The organism is Chitinophaga solisilvae, from assembly GCF_009928525.1.
Taxonomy (GTDB): domain Bacteria; phylum Bacteroidota; class Bacteroidia; order Chitinophagales; family Chitinophagaceae; genus Chitinophaga; species Chitinophaga solisilvae.
This window is the reverse complement of the sequence record NZ_JAABOK010000013.1, coordinates 76990-100783: the sequence shown is the minus strand read 5'-3', so window position 1 is coordinate 100783 and position 23794 is coordinate 76990. Positions and strand designations below refer to the sequence as shown.

Here is a 23794-nt window from a genome sequence, read left to right as displayed (position 1 = left end):
AAAAATAAAAGGATTCCTTTACGAAGGAATCCTTGTTATGTTGTAAATGTAATGTTTTTACACTTATTGATTTCTGCGGAAGGGAAATATTGGCGTGGCAATGGTATCGCTGATATTTCCGCGGCTGTCCCGGAGGTAGGTCACAAAATGTGCGCTGTCATTGGGGCGTGCGGTATAGTTAAAGGCAAAATGTTCCTGCTGCAGGCCCAGGATAACATCTGCTTTAATACGGTTACCCCGGTTTTGCCCGATGCCGGGCATTTTATATTTTCCCCATAATGTATCCTTGCTTACTTCCTGCTGGCTTTTTATCAGGATGGCGAGCCAGATGCTGTCCTCTATATCGCCGTCGCCATCTTCCACCCGCAGCGTTACATTGAACTGCTGGGTTTCCGGAGTGATGCTGTCGGCGGAATAGCTTTTGAAAGATACCATAGGTTTGGAGCCGATATTATCTTTTTTACAGGCATAGATCAGACCAGCCGCCAGGAATAAAAAGAGAGTTTTCTTCATAAAACAAACCTACATTAATTTAGGAAATATACAAATTATCGACTATCTCTGCGTACTCAGGACAAAACGTTTTTTTTAAGCTAATTGTTACTTCCTGCGGGTAAATTTATTCTTCTGCCTAACTTTGTACGATTTTAAAGATAGATGAATATGCAGGTCGTTTCTCCGGAACATATATTTTCATTACAGCCAGACGGACTGGAAGCTGCCGCCCTGGAGCTTTTCCGGTATCAGTACCGGGAGAATGACATTTACCGGGCTTATACCGATGCCCTGCATATTAATCCTGCAGGGGTAAAGAGTATCCTGGAGATTCCCTACCTGCCCATCCAGTTTTTCAAGACACACCGGGTCGCCTGCGGTGACTTTGAACCGGAGCTGATCTTTGAGAGCAGCGGCACTACGCAGACGGTCAACAGTAAACACCTGGTGAAAGATGCCGCCGTATATACACAAAGTTTTATGACGGCCTTTGAGCAGTTTTACGGTCCAGTAACAGACTATGTAGTGGTAGGCCTCCTGCCTTCGTACCTGGAACGGCAGCATTCTTCCCTGGTGCGGATGGTGCAGGAAATGGCAGTGCGCAGCGGCCGGGAAGAAAGCGGTTTTTACCTGTACGAACACGATAAGTTATTCCATCAGCTACAGGCGCTGGAAGCGCGGCAGCAGAAAGTGCTGCTGATCGGCGTTACCTTCGGACTGCTGGATTTTGCCGAAAAATATACCATGCAGCTGCAACATACCATTGTTATGGAAACAGGTGGTATGAAAGGAAGAAGGGAAGAGTGGACACGGGAAGAGGTACACGCTTTTCTGAAAGAGCGGCTGGGCGTAAAGGAAGTACATGCCGAATACGGTATGACAGAACTCCTGTCCCAGGCCTATTCCAAAGGCCATGGCTTTTTTGAGACACCCGCCTGGATGAAAATCCTGCTGCGCGATGAAAATGATCCCTTTCAGCTGACAGCCGGAAAAGGCGCTGGTGTAATGAATGTGATAGACCTCGCCAATATTTATTCCTGCGCTTTCATTGCCACAGAAGATATAGGTAAAATACATGCCGACGGCCGTTTTGAAGTACTGGGCCGGCTGGATAATTCCGCACTCCGGGGCTGCAGCCTGATGGTGAGTTAATTTATTTATAGTAGATTTACATAATATATACCATTCCTATGAAAAAGCAGGCATTACTGTTCCTGGCTTGTATATGTTGTATTTCTGCTGTACAGGCGCAATTCCTGAGAAAGATGAAAGACCGGGTACGCAGCCTGACTGCCGTGCGTACCGATTCCTCCCTGACAGAAGGTCCTTTTGAAACGCCTGCCAATGGCCCGGTGAACGGGCAGCCTTCCCTGACTATCAGCGGCAGCGGGCAGCTGCAGCTGGATTCCGTTTTTGAATTCGACATCGCAGTATACCAGGAAACCGAAGCCTGGCAAGGTAATCAGCGGGTAGTAAAAGGCGGGGAGGAGATCATCGTATTCTACAGCAGCGCCAGGCCGCAGCTGGCCGTACACCTGGTCAGCAAAAGTACGGGCGCCCGGTACCAGTTTTATGCGGACTTCCGGCAGGGCGCGCAGCTGAGCATTACAGCGATTCATAACATTGGCAGCGGTACCAGAGAAAAGCTGGACCTGCATAGCATGGAACCTGTCTACCCCGGCGAAACAGGATATCTCAACCGGCTGATAAAAACAGGAGAGAAAAAAGTAATTGCAGGCGTGGCCTGTGAAGAATATAAAGCAGATAATATCCGCCGCGACAGTACCATTGGGGGTACCAGTCATGCGCTGGCAACAGCTTCCGTCTGGACGCCAATGCAGCCCCATACGCTGTTTCCGGGATATGCCTTGATCCCTGAGGAGTACAAGGACGAGATGGAGCGTATGCTCGTTGCCGGTAGTTACCCTCCGGTAGCCATGCCGCTGGAAATGCACCTTGAATACAGCAATGGCGACCGGGTAGATACCTATACCACCGATATTGTGAAAAATGAAAACCGCCGGGTCAGGGTGGCGGCAGTGATAGAATAATTATTCTGTGTAGGCTGCCATATGCAGCAGCGCCGGGAGTTTTGCCGGGTCGTGCATGATGTTGGACAGCGTACCCATATACGGGAAGGAGTAATGATCCATACCGAATTTGTTCATCAGGTAAACATCCAGTTGTTCCGGAGCGGTATGCCCCTGGATATAATCGCCCACGTAAAAGAGAAAACGCTGCCGTTCCTTGTCGAAAAGCAATACCAGCGCCACTTTATCTTTGAGCGGATTGTTGCGGTTGCCGGTAAAGATTTTTAACGCCTGCTCGAAGTGGGCAGGGGTAAACGGTTCCGGCGGATTCGGCAACAGCTGCGTACAGAAATAGTCTACAGCAATATCGTCAAAATAGCTGACGCCGTCATCCTCTCCGGGATCGTTGTGCCAGGTAGCCCACTGCAGCAACTGCTCCGGGGTAATGCGCCCATGCAGCAGCGCTTCCAGCTGGTGAATCACACCGGCGCGGGAAGGGATGGCATCAGGAGCCTGGGTTATAGACCCGATCACTTCCTGGTAATAGTCCTCATTGACAGCAGAAGCTGTTCTCAGTATAAGCCGGGTAATATCTTCCTCATTGTCCTCCGTATCTGCAGGTTGCAGGTGTGCCGCATCATACAGGTCCTGCAGTACTTCCTCTCTTGTTTTAGTTCCGCGCAAATATGCCTTCATCAATGTAGTGAAATAGACGGATGTTACAGGGGGCATCTTATCTTTCATGGGCAGATTTTATTTCTTATCACACATTTGCGTGCAGTCCAAAAATAGGATAAAAACAGAAATAACATTTATTTGTGACCAGGGGAAAACTAAAACTGCTAAAATTGCGTAAGATTCTTACAGCAAATATTACAAAAAGGGGCTTTTCCGAAGCTGGTAAAATGGTGCAGTAATTGCGGTGAGGATTTTACACCCGACCCGGCCAGGCGAAGTCAGGCGATTTCAGGAAGCAGTTCTATTCCGGCATATGCATCATCAACTGTAATTATTCACGTCTTCTTATCAGTATCAGTTTATTATATCATTCATTTCTCAGTCTTTTTAAATGTAACAAAATGGAAAACAACAAATCTATCAGCAAAAAAATGCTGCTGTCCGGTTCCCTCGTTGCGGCTGCTATTCTTGGTTTTGCTGCATCGCAACCTGCTTCTGCCAACCCTGTCAGCTACCATCATATGGGTACTGGCGAAGCGGTAAGAAGTGCCTTAACCGGTAACGGCGCTGCTGCCAGTGCTATGGAGCTGGCCTGCGGTGCTAAAAAGGATTCTGCCGGTGTTAAGAAAGGGAAAGAAGGTAAGTGCGGAGAAGGAAAATGCGGAGAGGGCAAATGTGGCACTGACAAAAAGAAGGGAGAGAAAAAGGGTGGAAAAGGACACAAGCCTAAATCCGATACCACCAAAGGTGCGTAAAATTTCAAAGGCCGGAAAGACGGTACAGCAAACAGTTACAGCCTTCCGGCCTTTTTCCTTTCACCTAAACTGCAGACCATGGTCGGAGTCGGTTTTCGTCGCGATTTTGCGGCAGATATAATCAGCGGAAAGCATATCACGCCGGATTTCATTGAATTTGCACCGGAGAACTGGATGCATATCGGAGGAAACTGGAAGAAGATATTGCACCAGGTGGTAGAGAAGTATCCGGTATTATGCCACGGTCTTTCGTTGTCTGTGGGTAGTCCCGAAGATCTTGACAGAGACTTTCTGCGGCATGTTAAACAATTCCTGGAAGATTACCGGGTGCAGATTTATTCAGAGCACCTGAGCTATTCCAAATGCGATAATGCGCATATGTATGACCTGCTTCCCATTCCGTTCCGGATGGATGCGGTAAGGCATATTGCCGCGCGTATCAGGCAGGTACAGGATTTCCTGCAGCGTCCCCTGGTGATGGAAATAGTATCCTATTATACGCCGGTGGCTGCGGAAATGAGCGAGGCCGATTTTATCGGGGAAGTGGTGCGGCAGTCCGGCTGCCAGCTGCTGTTGGATGTGAACAACATCTATGTGAATGCCTTCAATCATCAATACAACGCCAGGGAATTTATACAACAGCTACCGCTGGACAAGGTCGCCTATATACATATGGCGGGGCATACGCAGGTATCGCAGGATTTAATTATTGATACGCATGGCGAACCTGTTATTGACCCGGTGTATGACCTGTTTGAATGGACGATCCAGTACCTGAAGCCGGTACCGGTGCTGCTGGAGAGGGATTTTAACATTCCTGAAATGCAGGAACTGCAGCAGGAGCTGAACAGGCTGAAAACTATCTGTCAAAAACAATGGACATCGCAAAATGAACTTGTTGCCTGATACTTACCGCATTCAACAGCGTTTTTCCGCGTATTGCCGCAGCGGAAATGCTGTAAAGCTGCCGGGGGTAACGCCCGGCAGGCTGAAACATTACCGCCGCCTGGTGTTCAATGTTATCAACGATATTATGGAAGATGGCTTCCCGGTTGCCTTTCATCATATTCCGGCGCGGAAGTGGAACAAAATGGTGAAGGACTTTTTTACACATCATGCCTGTCAGTCGTACCAGGTATGGAAGCTGCCGCTGGAATTTTACACCTATGCGGTGGAGCAGAACTGGGAGGAGGTGTATGGTATTCCTTATCTGAATGACCTGCTGGCGTTTGAATGGGCGGAAACGGAAGTCTATAATATGGAAGATATACCGGCAGCGCCTTTTCAGCAGGGTGGCAACTGGCTGGAAACGCCGCTGGTGCTGAATCCGGAATACAGGTTGCTGGCATTCCGTTACCCGGTGCACCTGCATGGGGATGCAACGGAGCTGGTACAGGGAAAGGGCGCCTGGTTTGTATTATTGTACCGGGACCCTGAAACGGGCAATGTACAGTTTACGGATCTTTCACCGTGGCTGGCTTTCGTTACGGAGCAGCTGGCGGTGGGTATAACGTTGAAGGATATACTGGAATATGCACCACAGCTGGGAATAACGTTAACGGATACACTGGAAAGGGATACACTGGCTTTTCTGCAACAGATGCAACGGCAACATTTTGTGCTGGGCTTTCAATCCTGACATATGCGTTTATATGCTTCCTTTGCCCGCCGGCTGTCAGTACTCAGGGACTGGCCGCTGCTGCTGATCCGGCTGGTGCTGGCGTATGGCTTCTGGCACCCGGCGATGATGAAATGGAAAGATATTCATGGTATCGGCGACTGGTTTGCGCAGCTGCAGATACCGCTGCCTTATTTCAATGCTTACCTGGTAGCTGTTACGGAGCTGCTGGGCGTTGTTTTGTTAACGTTGGGACTTTTTGTCCGCTTTATCACCATTCCGCTGATGATCAGTATGGTGGTAGCCATTATCACAGTACACCTTGCCAATGGCTTCGAGGCCGGCGATAATGGCTTTGAGATTCCGCTCTATTATATCCTGTTCTTATTTACGTTGCTCGTCTATGGCGGCGGCCGTATCAGTATCGATCATTTCCTGGAGCGGTAGTTCCTCTCTCAGGTGCAGTGCAAATCCCTGTTTACCTGCTGCCAGGTGTGGCAGGAGTACATCTTTTTCGTCGTAGTCGCCGCTGTTGCTGTAACGGAAAGGCAGCACAGGCGTGGTGTCCATAGTAAGGAGCCGTTCTTCCAGGGCAGTTTCCACCGCAGGATATTTATCTTCTGTGAGGCGGTCGGCGCTATATACTACAAAGGGCGGGAGTGAAGCGGCGCCGGTGAACCAGCATATTCCGTGGTGGATATGAAACAGGAGGTCGGACATGCTGCCGTTGATGCCGCCTTTTTCCAGGTAGTTTTCTTCCATGCCGCCGGTGGTGACCATCAGCATTACCTTTTTGCCGCTGAGGTTACCTATGCCGTAGCGTTGTTTGATGCCGTATGCGAAGCCAGCGGAGAATACGCGGTCTACCCAGCCTTTCATGATGGCGGGCATGCTGAACCACCATAACGGGAATACGAAAAGGATGGTGTCTGCCCAGCGGATTTTTTCCTGTTCAGTCATGACGGCGGCAGACAGGGTGCCGTTAGCCAGTGCTTCCCTGGCTTCCCTGCTGTAGAACAGGCGGTTGCCGGGAGTATAGGAGCTGAAATCGTTTTCATCGGCGGCGGCTTTCCATTGCATCTGGTAAAGGTCTGACACTACTACTTCGTGGCCGTTTTCCTGTAATATCCTGACAGCTGAATTTTTCAGTGAACCATTGAGGGAAAGGGGTTCCGGATGTGCGTATACTATTAATACTTTCATGTTTATGGTATTTTTACTGATGGATAGTGTATATTTGATGGTGTAAAATTGTACAATTTTAAGCGCATTTTACTTGTACAATTTTTCGTTTTTATAGTAAGATTCTGACAACGATATGACCAGGGAAAACATATATCAGCCATTTGAGATAATATATAAGGAGGTCGATTCCTGTCCTGTAGTGCCGCATCAGCACACTTTTTTTGAGTTGATTTACATAGTGGAAGGCAGTGGCATCCAGTATGTAAATGGTAACTCCATCCGTTTTGAAACCGGGCATCTCTTTTTGCTGACACCGCAGGATACGCATCATTTTGAGCTGGATGTCCGTACCCGTTTTTTCTTTTTACGTTTCAGCCAGGTATACCTGAACCGGCAGCAGACGGCCCTGATGTATACGCAGGACTGGAGGCAGCGCATGGAATTTATCCTGGGTAATGCCAGTCATCAGCCGGGGTGTCTGTTGTATGCGGCGGCCGACAAGCAGCTGGTGCCGGCGCTGGTAGACGGTTTGCTGAAAGAGGATGAAGGCCGGCAGCTGTATCACGGCGAGGTAATTTCCCAGCTGGTGAATACACTTATTACCATAGTAGCGCGAAATATAGCGCTGAAGCTGCCGGAGCAGGTGAAAGACAACACGGCAGTAATGGCGTTGAACCTTATCCGTTATATACAGGAGCATATCTATTCACCGCAGGAGCTGCGTGCAGAGGTAGTAGCGAAGCAGTTCGGTATTTCGGTGAGTTACCTGGGAAGGTATTTCAGGAAGCATACGGGGGAGAATATGCAGGACTATATTACCAATTATAAGCTGAAGCTGGTGGAAACCCGTTTGCAGCACAGTGACATGCGTATTAATGAAATAGCGGCAGAGCTGAATTTTACAGATGAAAGTCATCTCAACCGGTTATTTAAAAAATACCGGGGCATGAATCCTTCTGCATTCAGAAAGCAGGCAGCGGTTGCCTGATCAGCCGGTAGCAGCCATGGGAAAGGTATAGCCACCTTTACTGCAGTCATGGAACTGCTGCATGATTTCAAGACCTTGTTCGTAGGTGTTGGGTTTGGTAACAAAGGCTTCCACTCCCAGTTCTTTCAGCCGGTTTGACTGCAATGCATCCGGTAAGTCAGTATAGATGATAACCCTCAACAGATGATACCGGGTATTGCTGCGGATGGCTTCCAGTGTCTGTACGCCATTGAAGCGCGGCATGTTCTGATCCAGGATAATCAGCAGCGGCAGCTGATTTTCGTATAGTCCATCCAGGTAGTGCAATAGCGTCAGTCCATCGGGTACAAAGTGTACGTTTTCCAGGAAGGATAACTCTTTGCACATCATCTGCATAATAAATACGTCTTCGGGGTCATCATCTACAATAAGAATTTGTACGTCGGAGTACATAAAAATGAAATATAATGTCAACAATGGTTTGATCTTATCCAGATTACCATCAAAGGCAATGCCCGTTATAAATGCCATGCAGGGGCTGTTTACAGGGATGTGGCTGCTGGCTGTACGTCCGGAAAGAGCAACAGTATGTGGAATTATATGCGCGGAGCAGCTCTGAATGGCTGTTTCCGGTTATACCGGTTCAGTCCGGATGCCGGCAGGCCGCGGTTTCCCCGCACAGGAGCAATCTGATGCTGAAACGTAAAAAATAACTGAGAGGGATATACGAAAAGAAAGCGATTCACCGGTAGTTATCCTGCCTGAAAATTATTTTAAAAATTTCTTGCTGAAAACTATGAAAAATCGGTTTAGCTGTTTACATTTGATAAGTAGCTGAAAACAACAACCAAAATTTAAAACGATATATACTGCATAGCACTGAAGCGCCCCAGAGTACAGACCCGCGTTGGCAAAGCAGTATAGCATTAAACCCGGAAAACCGAAGTAAGACTAGAATTTCACGTTTATTAATTTCTTTCACATGGCAACACCTTTACCGTTCCTGAACGACATGCGCGTGCGCCTGCCTGTACGTATCCGTTACTACCCGCTGTACGGCGGCCTTACATCTTCCTGATCCGGCCTGTAGTCCTGATCTGCATACATCACGGGTCACTTTTTTCCTTTTTCCTGCAAAGGAACAGGGATACCTATGCCCGCTGATGACTGAAGAAATACCACCTGTTTCCGTTTGCCGGTATAAGCCCCGCTTATGCCGCAGGGAATCTCATTCCTAAACATTGCATGTATGAAGTATCTCTTTTACCTGTTACAACGTATAGCCATTGTCGTTATAGCTACCCTGGGCCTCTGCCGGCAAGGTGTTGCACAGCAGGTGCTCTATAAAAATAAAGATACTGCGGTGGCCGCCGCCGACACTGTCAGCTGGGTAAAAGGCATCATGAAAGCCAGCGACTCCACTGGTATTATCCGTAATAATGACCTTTTTCTCCGCACCGCCACCGCGGGCGCCGCATCGGACCTCCACATCAGCGAAGTCAGAAAATTACCTTATCTCACCATCGAACAGGCGCTCATTGGCAGGGTAACGGGAGTGGATATACGTATTCCTACCGCTGAACCGGGAAAGCGCAGCAGCATGTTCATCCGCGGTACTTCCTCCCTGCTCCTGAAAAACAGCGATCTGTTTTATGCACAACCGCTTTATGTAGTAGATGGCATGCCGCTTATTCAGGAACACGCTTATGCCTATGACATACAACGGTTTGATTTTAACAGGATGGGCACAGAAACCAATACCCTGGCAGGACTGGACATCAACGATATTGAAAGCATCTCCGTACTGAAAGATTTCGGCGCTACTGCCAGATACGGCCCGCTGGCGGCCAACGGGGTTGTCAGCATCACTACCAGAGGCCCCCGTGTTGGTAAAATGCAGGTAGCCGTCAACGCCTATGCCGGGCTGGCGCTGCGCCCACCGGCTGATGTGGTGAATGGTAAGTATGAAAGCGATTTCCGGATGCCCTTTTACCGGGAATACGCCAATGAAACACAGTGGCGTAACTTCCCCCGCTACCTGGCAGACTCCTCACAGCCGCGTTACTTCGGGCCCGCCAACTGGGATGACCTCTTCTACAGAAATGCCTTCTGCGACGGCATCCAGGCGGCTGTCAGCGGTGGTACGCCCTTCGCCAACTTCCGCTTCAGCATAGGACAGGTTGCCCAGCAAGGCGTCGCAGACCGCACCGGCCTGCAACGCTATGATGTGAATTTCGGTATTAACATCATGCCGGTGCGCAACCTCATATTCACCGCCTATATCGGCGTGGCAGCGCTGAAACGCAAACGTAATGAGTTCATCCGGGATCGTGCCGGCGATGAAGACTATCTCTTCAATTATGATGCTCCCCTGTCTCCCAACAAACAATTTCTGCAGCAGTATTATACCGACCTGGATAACACCATTAACCGCAACCGTAATAATACCGCCCGTATTATCGCCAATGCACAGTATTCCTTCGGAAAATATTTTACCTGGAACACCCGCTTCGGTATTGATTATACCCAGAACTTCCGGGATTTCTTCGTACCTACTTCCCTCGGTGAAGGCAACAGTTATGTATCCAACTACGACGGACTTAACAAGCGTCTGTTGCTGGACAACTCCCTGCAATATCGCCGGACCTTCAACGATAAACATACGCTGGACCTGGTAGCCGGACAATCCTCTACCTGGGATAAGTGGCGTTATGATTACGGTCGCGCCTACAAGGGAAAAAGTGATTATATCAAAATTTATCAGCCAGGGAACAATGACAGCAAGGAAGGACGTTTTGCGAATCTGCGGCTGATGTTTAACGCTAAAGACTATACGCAGTCCAACCTTGCTTCCTTTTATTTCAATGCCGGTTACAATTACGGACAGAAATATTTTGTTAACCTGTACCTGAGAAGAGACGGCACGTCTTATCTCTCCGGTGAAAACAGGTGGTTGTTGTCGCCCACTGTAGCGGCTTCCTGGAAAGTGTCCGCTGAAGATTTTCTGGCGGGCGCTTCCTGGCTCAGCAACCTGCAGCTGCGTGCCAGCTGGGGCCGTGTGGGCCGCCTGCTGATGGACGAACTGTATAAAGGAGGGCCTGTATATAATGTAGATGCTGGCTGGAATGGTATCCCCAATATGTCAACCTACAATGGCTTCCCCGTTATCAACGCGGCCTACGGAACCGGTTATGTGATGCCCGGAACACAATGGCCTTATGTAGAGCAGCTGAATGCCGGTCTGGATGCCGCTTTCCTGCATGACCGCCTTCGTATATCCCTGGACGTATATGCCAAAACGGACCGTAACCTGATGCTGCGTGTACCGACACCGGAAGAAGAAGGATATACCGGCGTGATCAAAAACGGGATGAGCATCCGCAACTATGGCTATGAGCTGGCGCTGGATGCAGACATTATACAGGGAACGCAATTCCGCTGGACCACCGGCATCACGCTCTATTCCAATCAGAACAAGCTGCTGGCTTTACCCGATGGCCTGACCGACCTGGTTATTGGTAAAAGGCGCTTTCTTGTCGGCAAGCCGGCAGACCGCTACTGGCTGCTGATTAATGACGGTATCTATGAAAGCGATGCCGCCGTACCCGTGAATCCCGCCACCGGAAAGCGTATGTCGTACCAGGGCGTACCGCTGAAAAAAGGAGATCCCAGGTGGCAGGATCTTGATGGTAACTATGACATCAACAACAACGACCGGGTGATGAGAGGACGGCTATCGCCCGCTGCCATGGGCGGTTTCAGCAATACCTTTCAGTATGGCCCCTTTGAACTGAATCTGTTATTCAACTTCGCAGCCGGCAGAAAAGTCATCAACGAAGCGCTGGCCAACCGTTTTGATTTTGCCAACCGCGAAGGTATAGACGACCCGAAAAGCATCAAGGAAATCACCTGGTGGTCGAAAGTAGAAGGCGATTACAGCAAGGTGCCGCGTTATAACCCCTGGAGCGCTGTATACGCCTATCAGCCGGAGCAGACACTGTTTCTGGAAGACGCTTCCTATATCCGCCTGCGCGCACTAACGCTTGCGTATACACTCCGTTCGGCAAGGCTGGAAAAAGCCGGTGTTTCCCTGCTGCGTATATACGCCACCGGTAATAACCTGTTTACCATCACTAATTATAAAGGCGGCGATCCGGAAGCAGTGAGCTTCATGGGATATGACGAAGGCTACTACAACTGGGCAGTTCCGCGTGCCTTCACGCTGGGTTTCAATTTTCAGTTCTGATGTAAAAATGAAGCAGATGAAAAAGATATTATTACTGTTGCTGCTGACTACGATATCCTGCCGGAAGATGCTGGACATACCTTCCCGGCGGGCGCTGACAGAAGAAAACATGTGGCAGAACAAGAACGATGCACGCGCCGGGCTGGATGCCTGCTACGCCCTGATGCGTTCCGCCATACTCAATGAAAATGCACACTGGATATATGGAGAGCTGCGTGCCGGCGATTTCCAGGTAACCCGCCGCGGCGACCTGCAGGCAGTAGTGGAAAGCAACCTGAACGCCAGTTTCAGCACCATGGATGAATGGCGCGACTGGCGCAGATTCTACGCCGCAATAGCACAATGCAACCTGACCATCGCGCGGCTGCCGGAAGTAACCAAACGCGACTACCGCTATTCAGCCAACGATATGCGGCTGGACCTGGCCCAGGCTGTATATGTACGCGCCTTCCTGTACTACTATATCGTGCGCATATGGGGAGATGTACCGCTGGTAACACTTCCTGCCGATGGTACCGTGAAAACATTCCCCCGCGAAAACTCGCAGCAGGTGCTGGACTTCGCCGCAGCGGAAGCGCTCCGCTCCGTGGAAGGACTGCCCTGGAAATATAACGGACAATCCCCCGAACAGCAGGGACAATACCGCGGACAGGGAGAAGATCATCACCGCTCCATCTTCGCCACCAAAGGAATGGCCTATACGCTGGCAGCACATATTTACCACTGGAAGAAGGATTACGTCAACTCCCTGAAATATGCAGACCTGATTATCAACAGTCAGGGACAAACCAGCTACGACTTCGTTACGCTGAATGACCTGACCCGCACCGGCGGCAGCTTCCGCGGACGTACCTTCAACAACATCTTCCAGGTAGACATGAACTTCGATCATGCCGAAATATCCACTACCGGGCAGCTGGAAGACTGGACATTACGTGATCCCTTTATTCCGAAACGGGAATCGGAAATCTATGTGCCGAAAGACAGCGTACTCAATATCTACAACGACCGCCACGATCAGCGCCCGGATTACTTCTTCACCAAAATGGAAGAAACGTTTCCTGTTTTCTATAAGATGAAACAGATAGATAACGAAGTGAAAAACCCGGTACTCAAATTATATTCTTCCTGTGTCATCATCTTCCGGTATGAAGAACTGTTCCTGCTTCGCGCCGAAGCCCGGCTGAGGCTGGGCAGGAAAGACGGTACAGATGACCTCAACAGTGTACGCAGCAGGCGCTCGCTGAAGAACCTGAACCCGGATCTCTTCACTATAGATGCCCTGATGGAAGAAGTTTTCCTGGAACGACGACGCGAGCTGATAGGAGAAGGCTGGCACTGGTACGACCTCGTACACTTCGGAAAGATTCCGTCGTATACAAACCTGACAGCTGCAGACGTAGCCAGGGGCGCCGCTTTATGGCCCATCTCACAGCAGGCGCTGATCAACAACAAATCACTCGTTCAAAATAATTTCTGGAAATAATAACCGACATCATGAGAAAACATTTATTCCTGTTGTTCGCCGTGATGACAGTTGCCTGTAACAAAGGCATGGATGATTACCGCCATGCAGCGCCCAAATCTACCGTAACGGTGAGTACCTATGAATTTCTGCAGCAACAGGGCGCGCTGTACGATACCCTCTTATTACTGATAGACCGTGTGAAGCTGACAGATACCCTGAAATCGCAGCAGGTGACCTTTTTTGTGCCCCAGGATATCAGTATACAAACAGCTATCAACAACCTCAACTTCAGCCGTAAACGCCTGGGACGTAATGGTAACTGGACGCTGGACAGCGTGCCGCTTATTGTGTGGGACAGCCTCCTGCGCCGCTACCTGCTGCGGGGTATTGTAGATGCAGACTCCCTGCGGTATGCAGACGGCGCTGAATTGGTTTCCCTGTACGGGCACGGTATGAACGGGAAAACCAGCGCCACCAACGCTTCCGGCGCTGTAAACGGAGGTACGCAACGATTGCTTTACAGTGATAAAAATAACTCCCGCTTTTCCAAAGACTGGTCCGTGGCTGCCACACAGAATGCCGATGTGAAAACAAAGAACGGTATGCTGCACGTCCTGGAAAGTACCCATGTCTTTGGCTTTACCTCTTTTGTCAGCAAGGCTTTCCCGGAATCGCTGCTCCCGCTGCAAGGCCCGTTCCTGGGCTATCCTATTCCTATACCCGGAATCGTGGAGGCGGCAGACTATGATGAAGGCGGCGATGGTATTGCCTATCATGACAATGATGTAGGTAATAACGGCGGACAATACCGCAACGAAAATGTAGATATAGAGAACTGCGGAGAAGGAGATAATGCCAGCGGAAGCCCTGGCGGCCGCTATAATGTAGGCTGGACCAATGGTTCCGAATGGCTGCGGTATACCGTGGATATTGCGGCGGCAGGAGATTATAAATGCGAACTGCGGCTGGCTGGCGGTGGCGGCGGAAAAATTCACCTGCTGATAGATGACGTGGATGTCAGCGGTGAAATACTAACGCCTTCCACCGGCGGCTGGCAAACCTGGACAGGCGTATCCGTTACCGTGAAACTACCGGCAGGACAGCATTTCCTGAAAGTATCCATCCGCAACAGCGGCTTCAACTTCCACCGGATGATCTTCACCAGACTATAACCTGAAAAGTAATAATCATGAAAAAACATATGCTGCGCTGGCTGTTACCTGTCATGTTTGTACTGACAGGATGTTACAAGGAACTGCTGCCCAAAGAGAAGGATTATTTCAGCAACGACGCTGCCTTCAATGGAGACGAATATATGGTGAACATCGGACGTACCAACGTGTTTATTGCCAAGTTCAACCCCAACTATTCCACACAGCCGCTTGACTTTATCATTCAACAGGTAGTACACCGCGATGGCTCTCCTGCACCGGAGCTGCTGGAACAGGTAGATACCTGGCAATGGAAAAAGTTTTACAGCGGCCAGGAGAAAACAATAGCGGAAATCTATGATAAGCGCATCCGGCAAAAGCGCCCCGTGCTGGATATACGTCCTAATTCCGGTGATGTCATCTTTTGGAATACCGATTCTTCCCGTATCAAACCTGGTCTGTACTATTTCGATATTCTCGTTAAAAATAACGGCGGACAAAAACTTTTCCAACGCCGGAAATTATATGTGAAACGGCCACGCCCCTACGAACCCTACGAATTCAATGATGATACCGGCGAGCGCAAAAAGGATGAAGACGGGGGCATCCTGCATCCGTCGTTATCCGGTGTGAAAGATGATCTTAACAATAACATGAACAATACTGATGTCAACGTCTACTTCAGAAAAACAGGTACTGAGAGCAATACGCTCACCATTAAATTTTTCGATAAGGATTCCCTGCCGGTGAAATTATCGCGCTTCAACCTGATAAAATGGGATTCGCTCGCCTATACCAGCAAAATAACGGACGGGCCTATACGATTTGGATTCAATCGCAGGATGGCGGCAGACAGCAGCGCGGTGACCTACGATATTCCCAATCCCTTTCCCGTGCTGGCAGATGTAGGCAGCACCGACGAGCGCGCCTTCATCTCTTTCCCCTATGAGCGGATTGCATTCGGCTCACGCACCAAAGCCAGCCTGGCATTCACATTCGGGATATTTGAACCGGGCAGCTGGGAGATGATATTCAAATTCAAGGTGAATCCGAGGTTCAAGAATGACTAACCTGATAAAACCAGTGCCATGAAAAAAAGGTACCTACATATATTATTCGCATTGTTGCTGGCGAGCATTACCCTGTATGGCCAGCAGCCGGTTACCGTCAGGGGACGTGTAACCGATGCCGTTACCCGGGAGGGTTTGCCGGGTGTCACCATCATTGACATAAAAAGCAATAAAGGGCTGGGCGTCACCGATGCGCAGGGTAACTTCACCATCAAGGCGGAAGCTGACAGAACACTGCAGTTCCGCTATATCGGGTATAAATTTGAGACGGTAAAGGTAAGCGGTACGCTGATGCAGGTATCGCTTACGGCAGAGAATAAAGCACTGAAAGAAGCGGTGGTAGTGGGTTATCAGAAGCGTACCAAAGAAACGGTATCGGGTTCTGTAGCCGTTATCTCCGGGAAAGATCTGCAGGATGTGCCGGTATCCAATATCCAGGAGCTGCTGCAGGGAAAAGTGGCGGGGCTGAATATACAGAATAACACCGGTGCGCCCGGCTTCCGCGGCACTATTTCCGTGCGTGGTATTTCCCAGCTGAACATAAGCGGCAGCGGGGATCAGGCGTATCTGGCTACCAACAATCCCCTGCTGGTAATAGATAATGTGCCGGTAGATTTTGATGGCGGTATCTCACAGTCCATGCTGCAGCCGGGCGCTGCCACCGGACCGCTGGCGCTGATTCCACCGGAAGATGTACAGTCCATCGAAATTATGAAGGATGCCCAGGCTACCGCGTTGTATGGCTCCCGCGGCGCTAACGGGGTGATCGTAGTGACCACCCGGAGAGGTAATTCCCCTACGCCTGTCATTGACCTCAACAGCAGCGTATTTGTGAACTTCCCGCCAAAGCTGCGCCCGACCTGGGGAGGCAACCTGGAACGCCGTTACCGCATCAACTCCATCCTGGCCAACAGCATCGATGATTATGTAGCCAGAATGAAATTGTCGGATGAAGGGGCACAGTTCCTGACGGACAGCCTGAATGCCTTTTACAACAACTCTACCGACTGGCAGGGATTGTTTTACCAGACTACCACCAATACCAATAACAACCTGCAGATCAGCGGAGGTAACCTGAAAATGAATTACAAGGCGAACTTCGCCTACCAGATGAATCAGGGCGTATTAAAAAATACCGGATTCAATAAATACAGCCTTAACCTGCAGTTGTTCATGCAGCCATCAAAGCGGCTGCGCATCGGTGCACAGCTGTTCAGCGCATTAGGACAGAAGCAGCGCGGCAATGGCGGCGGGCTTACCGGTAACGGCGCCGGCGATGCCTTCACCTCTTCCCTGTTGCCCGGTCCGTCTAAATTTGTAGGTAATCCACAGCTGGAAGGTTATAACAATAACATGGACGATAACAATACTATCAATGTGCGCGGCTTCCTGGATGTGGATTACGAAATCATCAACAACCTGCGTATTAACTCCACCACCTCCTATGATTATTACACAGATACGCGCGACCGCTTCAACCAGTCCTTTGCGAATAATAACCAGACCGGATTGTATGGCTTTGTGGGAAGACATGATGAACTGAATACCAGGAACGGAGTGAACTATAATTTCAGCAGTAACAGAAAGGATGTAGAGAAAGGGCATAACATCTACGCCAGCGTATTCAGTGAAATCAATATTAAGTCAGACGACCAGCATGTACGCGATGTGCGCAACGGTCCCAACGACTTTTACTGGGGGCCCCGCGGTTATTCCCCCCGCTTTTATCCGGGCAATCCCTGGAACGATAAAAACGGTGTCAACGTAAATGGTACGCCTGTTTCCTATGTGTACCATGCCGCTTCCTGGGCGGGTTTTCTCTCGTACAACTTCCGCACGAAATACAGCGTGGACCTGGCTTACCGGCTGGATGGAAATTCTGCCGCAGGCATCAATAACCCCTATACGAAAAATCCTTCTGCCGGTTTCCGCTGGAATTTTTCAAAGGAAAACGTCATGCGTCGATTATCGTGGCTGGACTATGGATCCATTCGTGTAACCTATGGCGTTAACAGCCGTCCTACCGCTACTATCCTGAATTCCCTGGGAGCGTACGGTATCCGGAAAAACTATAACAACAACACTTCCATCGCACCGAATTTTGATGTGATGGCCAACCCCGCGATGGAGCCGGAGAAGTCATCTCAGTTTAATTTCGGGGTAGACCTGGGTATACTGAAAGGAAGGGTGGAGGTGATCTATGATACCTATTTCAAGCGTAACTACAACCTGGTGCGTGACCTGTTTCTGCCGGATGCCACCGGCTACAGAAAGGTGCAGGTGAATGGCGGCGCAGTAGTGAACTACGGCCATGAGTTATCTGTAACTGCACGTCCAATTGTGCATACAAACCCTAAAGGGCTGCAATGGACGGTATCGGTGAACGGCGCCATGAACAAGGGAGTGTTGACGGAGCTGCCCGGCGGCGCGCAGTTCTACCTGCAGCTGGACGACTACAACGAATCCATCGCCTTGAAGGTAGGACGTAATCCGCTCGGCAATTTTATGTACCTGACAGAAGGCGTGTACAGAAGTACAGACGATGTGCCGGTAGACCCTGTGCGGGGCGTGCGTTACAAGGCTTTCCTGGGGAGTGGCATCCAGTACTTCCAGGGGGGCGATCCTATCTGGAAAGATCTCAACGGGGATTATAATCTTGGTGCGGCCGACTACGTAATTATGGGTAACCCTGATCCGCTGGTAACCGGAGGATTTAATAACACCGTCAGCTACCGTAATTTTTCGCTGAGTGTTTTCTGTTCCTATCTCATCAAGCGTAGTATTATCAACAACGCCTTATCCGCCAGGATTGTGCGGCTGCAGTATGCCGACAAGCTGCGGGCGCCGGATGGCTCGCCATCGCCCGGCCCTGTGAATATCTACGACCTTTCCCTGATTGATTACTGGCGGCGTAACGGAGATATTACAAAACATCCGGCCATTATAGGCTCTTTCTATCATGATGCCATGGTACAACCCAATCGACTGGACCAGAGCCTGTACATGGAAGATGGTTCCTACTTCAAAATCAACCAGGTAACACTGGCGTATCAGTTCCGTGATTTTGCCTTTATGAAGAAGCTGAAGCTCCGGCTGCTGCGGGCCTATCTGACTGCCTATAATGTGGGGATATTTTCTCCGTACTCCGGTCCCAATCCGGAAACGGTTACCTCGCTGGGCAGAGATGATATCAACGGCTATCCTGCTGCCAGCAGCTTCACTTTCGGTATAGGCGCACAGTTTTGATCACCTGAAAAATGTAAAGCAATGAAAAGATGGAAACATATCTGCTGGTTGCTGTTGCTGATAACAGCCGCTGCTGCATGTAAGAAATTTCTGGAGGTTAAGCCGCTGGATACCCTATCCGGTAAAGACTTCTGGCGCACCAGAGACGATGCGGAGAAAGCTATCAATGGCGCCTACGGCCTGCTGCTGGATAAATTTCTGGATGGCACGCTGTATAACGAAGGTGACTTCAGACCAGGGAACTGGAACTGGTTTAACAAGCGTAACCTGGCTGCCATCGGTAAAAATGACCTGCTGAATGGCGGTGCGCTCTGCTGGGATTGTGGCGACGGATCAGGCAGAACGGTTGACTGGTCTCAGTTCTACCGTGCTATTGCTGCTGCTAATTTGTGTGCAGACAGAATCCCTAAAATAGAACATCCCGACTTCGGTTCGCAGCAGAAGAAGGCGCTTGCCGCCGAAGCCCGCTTCCTGCGCGCTTTTATCTACTTCTATATGGTACGGTTATACGGAGATGTGCCGTTGCAGCTGGATCCCTATGACCGGCAGATCAAGCCGAGAGAAAAGATGGAAAATGTGTTGCTGACATTACTCGCAGATCTGGACGCCTGCAAAGATGACCTGCCGCTGGCCTATGATGATCCTACCTTCCGCGCAGTGCGCGCCACCAAAGGCGGTGCGCTTACCCTGATGGCGCACATGAATATGTGGCTGGCAGGTTTCGATAAAGCCAATCAGCGCAAATACTGGCAGGATGCCGCTTCGCTGGGTAAGGCCGTTATAGCGCTGGGGGTATACCAGCTGCTGCCATATACCAAAGAAACCTTCAAAAACATTTTCAAAGGCCGCTCTGAAGAAGGCATTTTTGAACTCTCCCTCGATGCCAACTATGGCGTACAGTTCCACTCATTGATTTGCCAGTGGACCTTGCACGAACCTATCATCCATAGCAGTGGTAACCTGTACGGTGGCTATGGCAGCGAGATTACACCGATAAAAAAACACCTGGACCGTATTTATCCGCAGGGAGAGCAGGACAAGCGATTTGAATTGTGGTTTGATGATCCCTACTGCACCCTCAATCCGCAGTCGGCCATGTTCCTGAAATTCTCTGCAGTCACCAATCCCAGCACAAGAGATTATGACGCCAATTTCATTTTCTTCCGCTATGCAGACCTGTTGCTGCTGACAGCCGAAGCGATGGCCAACCTGGGCACGCAGAACAATGAAGCCATTGCATTGCTGAACAAGGTAAGGGAAAGGGCAGGTGCGCGACTGTATGCCGGCAGCGGTGGAAAACCTCTTCAGGATGCCATCTTCACAGAACGGGAAAAAGAGATGATGGGAGAAGGCCACCTCTGGTATGACCTGGTACGTACCGGCCGCATTACAGACCGCAATCAGTGTGAGAACTACTTCACACCGGAGCAGCTGGCCCGCAGGGCCTGGACCTGGCCCATCTACAGCGGCGCCGTCAAAAATAATCCGCTGATCACACAGAATGAATACTGGATTCAATAACGGAAAAAAACAGCCCATGAAAATATTATTGCAGACAGCAGCATGGTTACTATTGGTATCGCTGTTATCATCTTCCTGTAAAAAAGATTATTATATAGATGGCGGTCTGGCGGAAGCCCGCTACCATGGATCTATATACAGCTATCTGAAAAATAATCCCTACCTGTTTGATACCATCGCCCATGTAGTGGAAAAGGCAGGACTCCGTAAAATGCTGGAAAGCGATACGGTCACTTTTTTCTCACCAACAGATAACGTCATCGGAGAAGCGATGAATGTGCTGAATGAATACCGCTATATCAACGTGGAAGACAGCGTACATATGGATGATATTTCACCGGAGATATGGCGCAGGTTTTTATCCCGCTATATCATCCGGGGAAGATATGAAGCGCGGCAGTTTGCCCGCGTAGATCCTAAAAATATTTATGCCTACCCCGGTATCAACTATGTGATGGAAAGCGGATACGTGCTGAATATAGGACTGATATACCAGGACTATAACAATGTAGAAGCAGTAGGCGCAAGGATCCTGCGGCTGACGGATATCACCTTCGATCCGCTGAACTTCACCAACAACCCATCCATCATTGTAGCTACCTCCGACATACAACCGGACAACGGCGTGCTGCATGTGCTGAATATGCGGCATACGCTGGGGTTCCGGCTGGAAGAATTTGTGCGGGTGGCGGAACAGTATTTACAGAACAGGTAGGGAGAATTGCGAATTACGAATTACGAATTGCGAATGAGGAGCGGAGATGTAAGCGAAGTGTTGAGTGAAGATGAGTGAGAAGATTTGAGCGATGATTATTGATTATTAAAATGAAAATCTTATGGGAAGATGTATTTTTTTTATAATGATGTTGTTCATGGTGCTGGCATGTAAAAAGGAGTCGGTGAATACAAGTGGTAATGATCCTTATCAGGAAACGGTGTTGCCGGCAATATTGATTGCGAAGGATGGAATCAGTCCGGCAAAGGGAAATGTGAACGATGAGGTAACGATACGGGGGAAGGGTTTTCTGGTGAATAAAGACAGGTTGTCCGTGTTGTTTAATGGTGCGAAGGCGGATATAGTGACTGTAACGGATACGACTGTACGTGTGCGGGTGCCTGCGGCTGCGGCTACAGGGAATGTGGCGGCGCAGGTAGGACAGCAGTATTTCTTCGGTCCTTTCTTCCGGGTGACCGGCGTATTTGAAATGGATACTTTATTTCCCGGTAACAGGGGAGCGAATAATGCTATTTTCGATATTGTGCCGGTAGAAGATAATAAATACCTGATTACCGGTGCATTTGATAATTATGATAATGCCAATATTGATGGGGGAGTGAACCGTGTGGCGCGTATCAATCATGATGGTACGCTTGACCGGTCATTTACCTACGGAAAGAAAACGGGGACTAACTCCTACGCTACTACGGCGGCCATGCTGCCTGATGGTAAATACGTGGTGGGCGGCGGTTTCAGCAACTATGAAAACACCGCTTATGTAAACAGTATTGCCCGTCTGTATAAGAACGGCGCGCTGGAAACACGTAACATCACGCTGCCATCGGGTAAGTCGCAGGTAGTATCCGTATTGAATGGCGGGGTTTCCGGGCAGGTATCAAAACTGTTTGTACAGGCTGACGGGAAGATGATTGCCACAGGTAATTTCCGTTATTATGTACAACCCGATTTCAACCTGGTAACTACCGGCGGGCTGGATTCCATGCACCTGGATTCCATTCAGGTGAATAACCTGGTACGGCTGCATCCTGACGGTTCTCTGGACAGTTCCTACAATTATGACCTGGCCAATCATCGTGGCAGGGAAGGCGCTAATGGTTTCATCACCGCCAGCCTGCTGCTGCCCGACGGCAAGCTGCTGATAGCGGGTAATTTCACGCGTTACAATGGTCAGGCTGCGCCCCGCATTGCCCGCCTGCTGTCCGATGGCTCGCTGGATGCCACCTTTAACAGCGGCTCCGGCGGCGATTACGGTATTTACAGTCTTACGCGGCAGCCGGATGGTAAACTGCTGATTACCGGCGCCTTCAACAGCTACAATGGTCAGAAATGCCCGCGTGTGGCACGCCTGCAGGAAGATGGCAGCTACGACCCCTCCTTCAGGGTAGATAAGGGCGCTAATGGTAACATCTTCAATGCTGCAGTAATGCCGGGCGGAGAAATTATTCTCAGCGGCACCTTCGATGAATTTGAAGGATTACGGCGGAATAATTTTATTGTCCTGCAACCTGACGGGAAAGTACATCCGGCCTATAATACCAGCGGCGGCATATCACTGGGAGAGAATGCAGTAACAGGTGCACTGGCACGTATTATCCAGCAGCCGGGCGAAAGGGCGATGATAGCGGTAGGTAGTTTTACAAGGTATGACTTCAGGGCCAGCAACCGCATTGTACGTATCAAATACTGATTATTTGCTGCTCAGCCACTGTAAAGCATCCAGAATCATTTTATTCTGTATTTCATTGTTGAAGGTAAAGGATAGCTCCCTGTTGGTATGGTGTTCATAATCAATATCGTTATGGCCCATGTTGACGTAGAGCATCCTGTACTTCTTGTTAGTCCATACTACCGGATAATAGCCGCTATGCCATATTTCATGAGGCTTCGGACCTGTACCCAGCGGAAAGCTGCCATCGTCGATGCGCAGCAGGATCTCTATATCAGGATTATACCGGAGATCATTACTCCAGCGATACCATTCATTGGGAGAAGAAGAGAAGGTAGGCGGCAGGTCCTTCGTCACGGGATGATGACGGGCCTCTACCCGCAAAATAGCTGCAGTAGGCCGCCAGGTATTGCTTGCATACGCGCCCGATCCCAGGAATGTATCATGATACCAGTTCCAGTTCTGCGGGAAGTCAGAAGGCGTCAGCGCAAAGGCCGCGAAATGAAAGCCTATCCATGCACCGCCATTTTCCATATACTGCTGAAATGCTTTACGTTGTGCTTCTTTTTCCGGGCGGCTGTCCAAAAACAGTACCACCTGATATGCTGCCAGAAATGCCGGGTTGAGGTTGTCCCAGTTGTTGGTGGAGTCATAGCAGAAATTATGGGCATCTGCCATTTCCGAAAACCACCGGTTAGCTTCATGAACAAAGCTGATGTGAGCAGCATCACTCTGCGCCCGGAAGAAAGCAATAACCCTGTAGGAGGGGCGGGGTGTCTGGGCAGTGCTGCGGCAAAAGAACAGCCCCAGCATAATGGCGAGCGCCAGGCAGAACGTTAGCTTGCTCATATCTTTTGAAGTTATCCGCAGGATATTTCCTGCTACCTACAATTTAACTGTTTTATTTTATTATTTGGTTATTTGAGATCTGAGGTTTGTTTCAAGATTTTGGAATTTTC

At 49.7% G+C, this 23794-nt stretch carries 20 protein-coding genes; 15 read left to right on the top strand and 5 right to left on the bottom strand.

The window, feature by feature from the left end; genetic code table 11:
* Nucleotides 1-63: 63 nt before the first annotated feature.
* On the bottom strand, nucleotides 64-513 hold the full coding sequence (locus GWG06_RS23980; protein WP_127038022.1) for a hypothetical protein: 450 nt from the start codon (nucleotides 511-513) through the stop codon (nucleotides 64-66).
* Between the two features lie 150 nt (nucleotides 514-663).
* Between GWG06_RS23980 and GWG06_RS23975 the strand changes: the two genes are divergently transcribed.
* Nucleotides 664-1647 (top strand): LuxE/PaaK family acyltransferase, encoded by a 984-nt coding sequence (locus GWG06_RS23975; RefSeq protein ID WP_160716533.1) that lies wholly within the window; start codon nucleotides 664-666, stop codon nucleotides 1645-1647.
* Between the two features lie 38 nt (nucleotides 1648-1685).
* A complete protein-coding gene (locus tag GWG06_RS23970) occupies nucleotides 1686-2546 on the top strand; it encodes a hypothetical protein (RefSeq protein WP_160716531.1) in 861 nt (286 codons plus the stop codon).
* On the opposite strand, the gene GWG06_RS23965 is transcribed toward GWG06_RS23970, so the two are convergent.
* Nucleotides 2547-3269 carry a hypothetical protein gene (locus GWG06_RS23965; protein ID WP_127038016.1) on the bottom strand — a complete coding sequence of 241 codons (723 nt, stop codon included), beginning with the start codon at nucleotides 3267-3269 and terminating at the stop codon, nucleotides 2547-2549.
* A gap of 335 nt (nucleotides 3270-3604) precedes the next feature.
* Here GWG06_RS23965 and GWG06_RS23960 point away from each other — a divergent pair, with 335 nt between their 5' ends.
* From GWG06_RS23960 to GWG06_RS23945, 4 genes are all read left to right on the top strand, one after another.
* Nucleotides 3605-3958, top strand: a complete 354-nt coding sequence (locus GWG06_RS23960) for a hypothetical protein (protein ID WP_127038014.1) — start codon at nucleotides 3605-3607, stop codon at nucleotides 3956-3958.
* 78 nt (nucleotides 3959-4036) lie between these two features.
* Nucleotides 4037-4864: an HvfB family MNIO-type RiPP peptide maturase gene (locus tag GWG06_RS23955; protein ID WP_160716529.1), complete on the top strand. Its 828-nt coding sequence runs from the start codon at nucleotides 4037-4039 to the stop codon at nucleotides 4862-4864.
* Nucleotides 4848-5597, top strand: a complete 750-nt coding sequence (locus tag GWG06_RS23950) for an HvfC/BufC N-terminal domain-containing protein (RefSeq protein WP_160716527.1) — start codon at nucleotides 4848-4850, stop codon at nucleotides 5595-5597. Before GWG06_RS23955 ends, GWG06_RS23950 begins: the two co-directional genes overlap by 17 nt.
* Nucleotides 5598-5600: 3 nt before the next feature.
* Nucleotides 5601-6023 (top strand): HvfX family Cu-binding RiPP maturation protein, encoded by a 423-nt coding sequence (locus GWG06_RS23945; RefSeq protein ID WP_127038008.1) that lies wholly within the window; start codon nucleotides 5601-5603, stop codon nucleotides 6021-6023.
* Here GWG06_RS23945 and GWG06_RS23940 read toward each other — a convergent pair.
* Nucleotides 5961-6779 (bottom strand): NAD(P)H-dependent oxidoreductase, encoded by an 819-nt coding sequence (locus tag GWG06_RS23940; RefSeq protein ID WP_127038006.1) that lies wholly within the window; start codon nucleotides 6777-6779, stop codon nucleotides 5961-5963. The two genes, GWG06_RS23945 and GWG06_RS23940, sit on opposite strands and share 63 nt — an antisense overlap.
* Before the next feature lie 115 nt (nucleotides 6780-6894).
* Here GWG06_RS23940 and GWG06_RS23935 point away from each other — a divergent pair, with 115 nt between their 5' ends.
* The gene (locus tag GWG06_RS23935) at nucleotides 6895-7749 is read left to right on the top strand and encodes an AraC family transcriptional regulator (RefSeq protein ID WP_160716525.1); all 855 of its coding nucleotides are present in this window, start codon (nucleotides 6895-6897) and stop codon (nucleotides 7747-7749) included.
* Here the strand turns inward: GWG06_RS23935 and GWG06_RS23930 are convergent, their stop codons facing one another.
* The gene (locus GWG06_RS23930; protein WP_160716523.1) at nucleotides 7750-8259 is read right to left on the bottom strand and encodes a response regulator; all 510 of its coding nucleotides are present in this window, start codon (nucleotides 8257-8259) and stop codon (nucleotides 7750-7752) included. It lies immediately after the preceding gene.
* Between the two features lie 718 nt (nucleotides 8260-8977).
* On the opposite strand from GWG06_RS23930, the gene GWG06_RS23925 reads away from it, so the two are divergent.
* From GWG06_RS23925 to GWG06_RS23890, 8 genes are all read left to right on the top strand, one after another.
* Nucleotides 8978-11974, top strand: coding sequence for a SusC/RagA family TonB-linked outer membrane protein (locus GWG06_RS23925; RefSeq protein ID WP_160716521.1), 2997 nt, complete (start codon nucleotides 8978-8980; stop codon nucleotides 11972-11974).
* A 16-nt stretch (nucleotides 11975-11990) separates the two neighbouring features.
* Nucleotides 11991-13460 carry a RagB/SusD family nutrient uptake outer membrane protein gene (locus GWG06_RS23920; RefSeq protein WP_160716519.1) on the top strand — a complete coding sequence of 490 codons (1470 nt, stop codon included), beginning with the start codon at nucleotides 11991-11993 and terminating at the stop codon, nucleotides 13458-13460.
* An 11-nt stretch (nucleotides 13461-13471) separates the two neighbouring features.
* Nucleotides 13472-14614 (top strand): carbohydrate-binding protein, encoded by a 1143-nt coding sequence (locus tag GWG06_RS23915; protein WP_160716517.1) that lies wholly within the window; start codon nucleotides 13472-13474, stop codon nucleotides 14612-14614.
* A 17-nt stretch (nucleotides 14615-14631) separates the two neighbouring features.
* On the top strand, nucleotides 14632-15663 hold the full coding sequence (locus GWG06_RS23910; protein ID WP_160716515.1) for a DUF5007 domain-containing protein: 1032 nt from the start codon (nucleotides 14632-14634) through the stop codon (nucleotides 15661-15663).
* 18 nt (nucleotides 15664-15681) lie between these two features.
* A complete protein-coding gene (locus GWG06_RS23905; protein WP_160716513.1) occupies nucleotides 15682-18909 on the top strand; it encodes a SusC/RagA family TonB-linked outer membrane protein in 3228 nt (1075 codons plus the stop codon).
* A gap of 21 nt (nucleotides 18910-18930) precedes the next feature.
* Entirely contained in the window at nucleotides 18931-20430 is a 1500-nt protein-coding gene (locus tag GWG06_RS23900) for a RagB/SusD family nutrient uptake outer membrane protein (protein ID WP_127037992.1), read from the top strand.
* Between the two features lie 16 nt (nucleotides 20431-20446).
* Complete coding sequence (locus GWG06_RS23895; RefSeq protein ID WP_158631448.1) at nucleotides 20447-21145, top strand: fasciclin domain-containing protein; 699 nt, start codon at nucleotides 20447-20449, stop codon at nucleotides 21143-21145.
* A 121-nt stretch (nucleotides 21146-21266) separates the two neighbouring features.
* The gene (locus GWG06_RS23890; RefSeq protein WP_160716511.1) at nucleotides 21267-22856 is read left to right on the top strand and encodes an IPT/TIG domain-containing protein; all 1590 of its coding nucleotides are present in this window, start codon (nucleotides 21267-21269) and stop codon (nucleotides 22854-22856) included.
* Here the strand turns inward: GWG06_RS23890 and GWG06_RS23885 are convergent, their stop codons facing one another.
* On the bottom strand, nucleotides 22857-23684 hold the full coding sequence (locus tag GWG06_RS23885) for a ThuA domain-containing protein (protein WP_127037986.1): 828 nt from the start codon (nucleotides 23682-23684) through the stop codon (nucleotides 22857-22859).
* Nucleotides 23685-23794: the final 110 nt, after the last annotated feature.

Excerpts from the sequence above, each read along its gene's own strand:
- GWG06_RS23980 (WP_127038022.1), bottom strand. The coding sequence starts at position 513 with ATGAAGAAAACTCTCTTTTTATTCCTGGCGGCTGGTCTGATCTATGCC.
- GWG06_RS23975 (WP_160716533.1), top strand. The coding sequence starts at position 664 with ATGCAGGTCGTTTCTCCGGAACATATATTTTCATTACAGCCAGACGGA.
- GWG06_RS23970 (WP_160716531.1), top strand. The coding sequence starts at position 1,686 with ATGAAAAAGCAGGCATTACTGTTCCTGGCTTGTATATGTTGTATTTCT.
- GWG06_RS23965 (WP_127038016.1), bottom strand. The coding sequence starts at position 3,269 with ATGAAAGATAAGATGCCCCCTGTAACATCCGTCTATTTCACTACATTG.
- GWG06_RS23960 (WP_127038014.1), top strand. The coding sequence starts at position 3,605 with ATGGAAAACAACAAATCTATCAGCAAAAAAATGCTGCTGTCCGGTTCC.
- GWG06_RS23955 (WP_160716529.1), top strand. The coding sequence starts at position 4,037 with ATGGTCGGAGTCGGTTTTCGTCGCGATTTTGCGGCAGATATAATCAGC.
- GWG06_RS23950 (WP_160716527.1), top strand. The coding sequence starts at position 4,848 with ATGAACTTGTTGCCTGATACTTACCGCATTCAACAGCGTTTTTCCGCG.
- GWG06_RS23945 (WP_127038008.1), top strand. The coding sequence starts at position 5,601 with ATGCGTTTATATGCTTCCTTTGCCCGCCGGCTGTCAGTACTCAGGGAC.
- GWG06_RS23940 (WP_127038006.1), bottom strand. The coding sequence starts at position 6,779 with ATGAAAGTATTAATAGTATACGCACATCCGGAACCCCTTTCCCTCAAT.
- GWG06_RS23935 (WP_160716525.1), top strand. The coding sequence starts at position 6,895 with ATGACCAGGGAAAACATATATCAGCCATTTGAGATAATATATAAGGAG.
- GWG06_RS23930 (WP_160716523.1), bottom strand. The coding sequence starts at position 8,259 with ATGGCATTTATAACGGGCATTGCCTTTGATGGTAATCTGGATAAGATC.
- GWG06_RS23925 (WP_160716521.1), top strand. The coding sequence starts at position 8,978 with ATGAAGTATCTCTTTTACCTGTTACAACGTATAGCCATTGTCGTTATA.
- GWG06_RS23920 (WP_160716519.1), top strand. The coding sequence starts at position 11,991 with ATGAAAAAGATATTATTACTGTTGCTGCTGACTACGATATCCTGCCGG.
- GWG06_RS23915 (WP_160716517.1), top strand. The coding sequence starts at position 13,472 with ATGAGAAAACATTTATTCCTGTTGTTCGCCGTGATGACAGTTGCCTGT.
- GWG06_RS23910 (WP_160716515.1), top strand. The coding sequence starts at position 14,632 with ATGAAAAAACATATGCTGCGCTGGCTGTTACCTGTCATGTTTGTACTG.
- GWG06_RS23905 (WP_160716513.1), top strand. The coding sequence starts at position 15,682 with ATGAAAAAAAGGTACCTACATATATTATTCGCATTGTTGCTGGCGAGC.
- GWG06_RS23900 (WP_127037992.1), top strand. The coding sequence starts at position 18,931 with ATGAAAAGATGGAAACATATCTGCTGGTTGCTGTTGCTGATAACAGCC.
- GWG06_RS23895 (WP_158631448.1), top strand. The coding sequence starts at position 20,447 with ATGAAAATATTATTGCAGACAGCAGCATGGTTACTATTGGTATCGCTG.
- GWG06_RS23890 (WP_160716511.1), top strand. The coding sequence starts at position 21,267 with ATGGGAAGATGTATTTTTTTTATAATGATGTTGTTCATGGTGCTGGCA.
- GWG06_RS23885 (WP_127037986.1), bottom strand. The coding sequence starts at position 23,684 with ATGAGCAAGCTAACGTTCTGCCTGGCGCTCGCCATTATGCTGGGGCTG.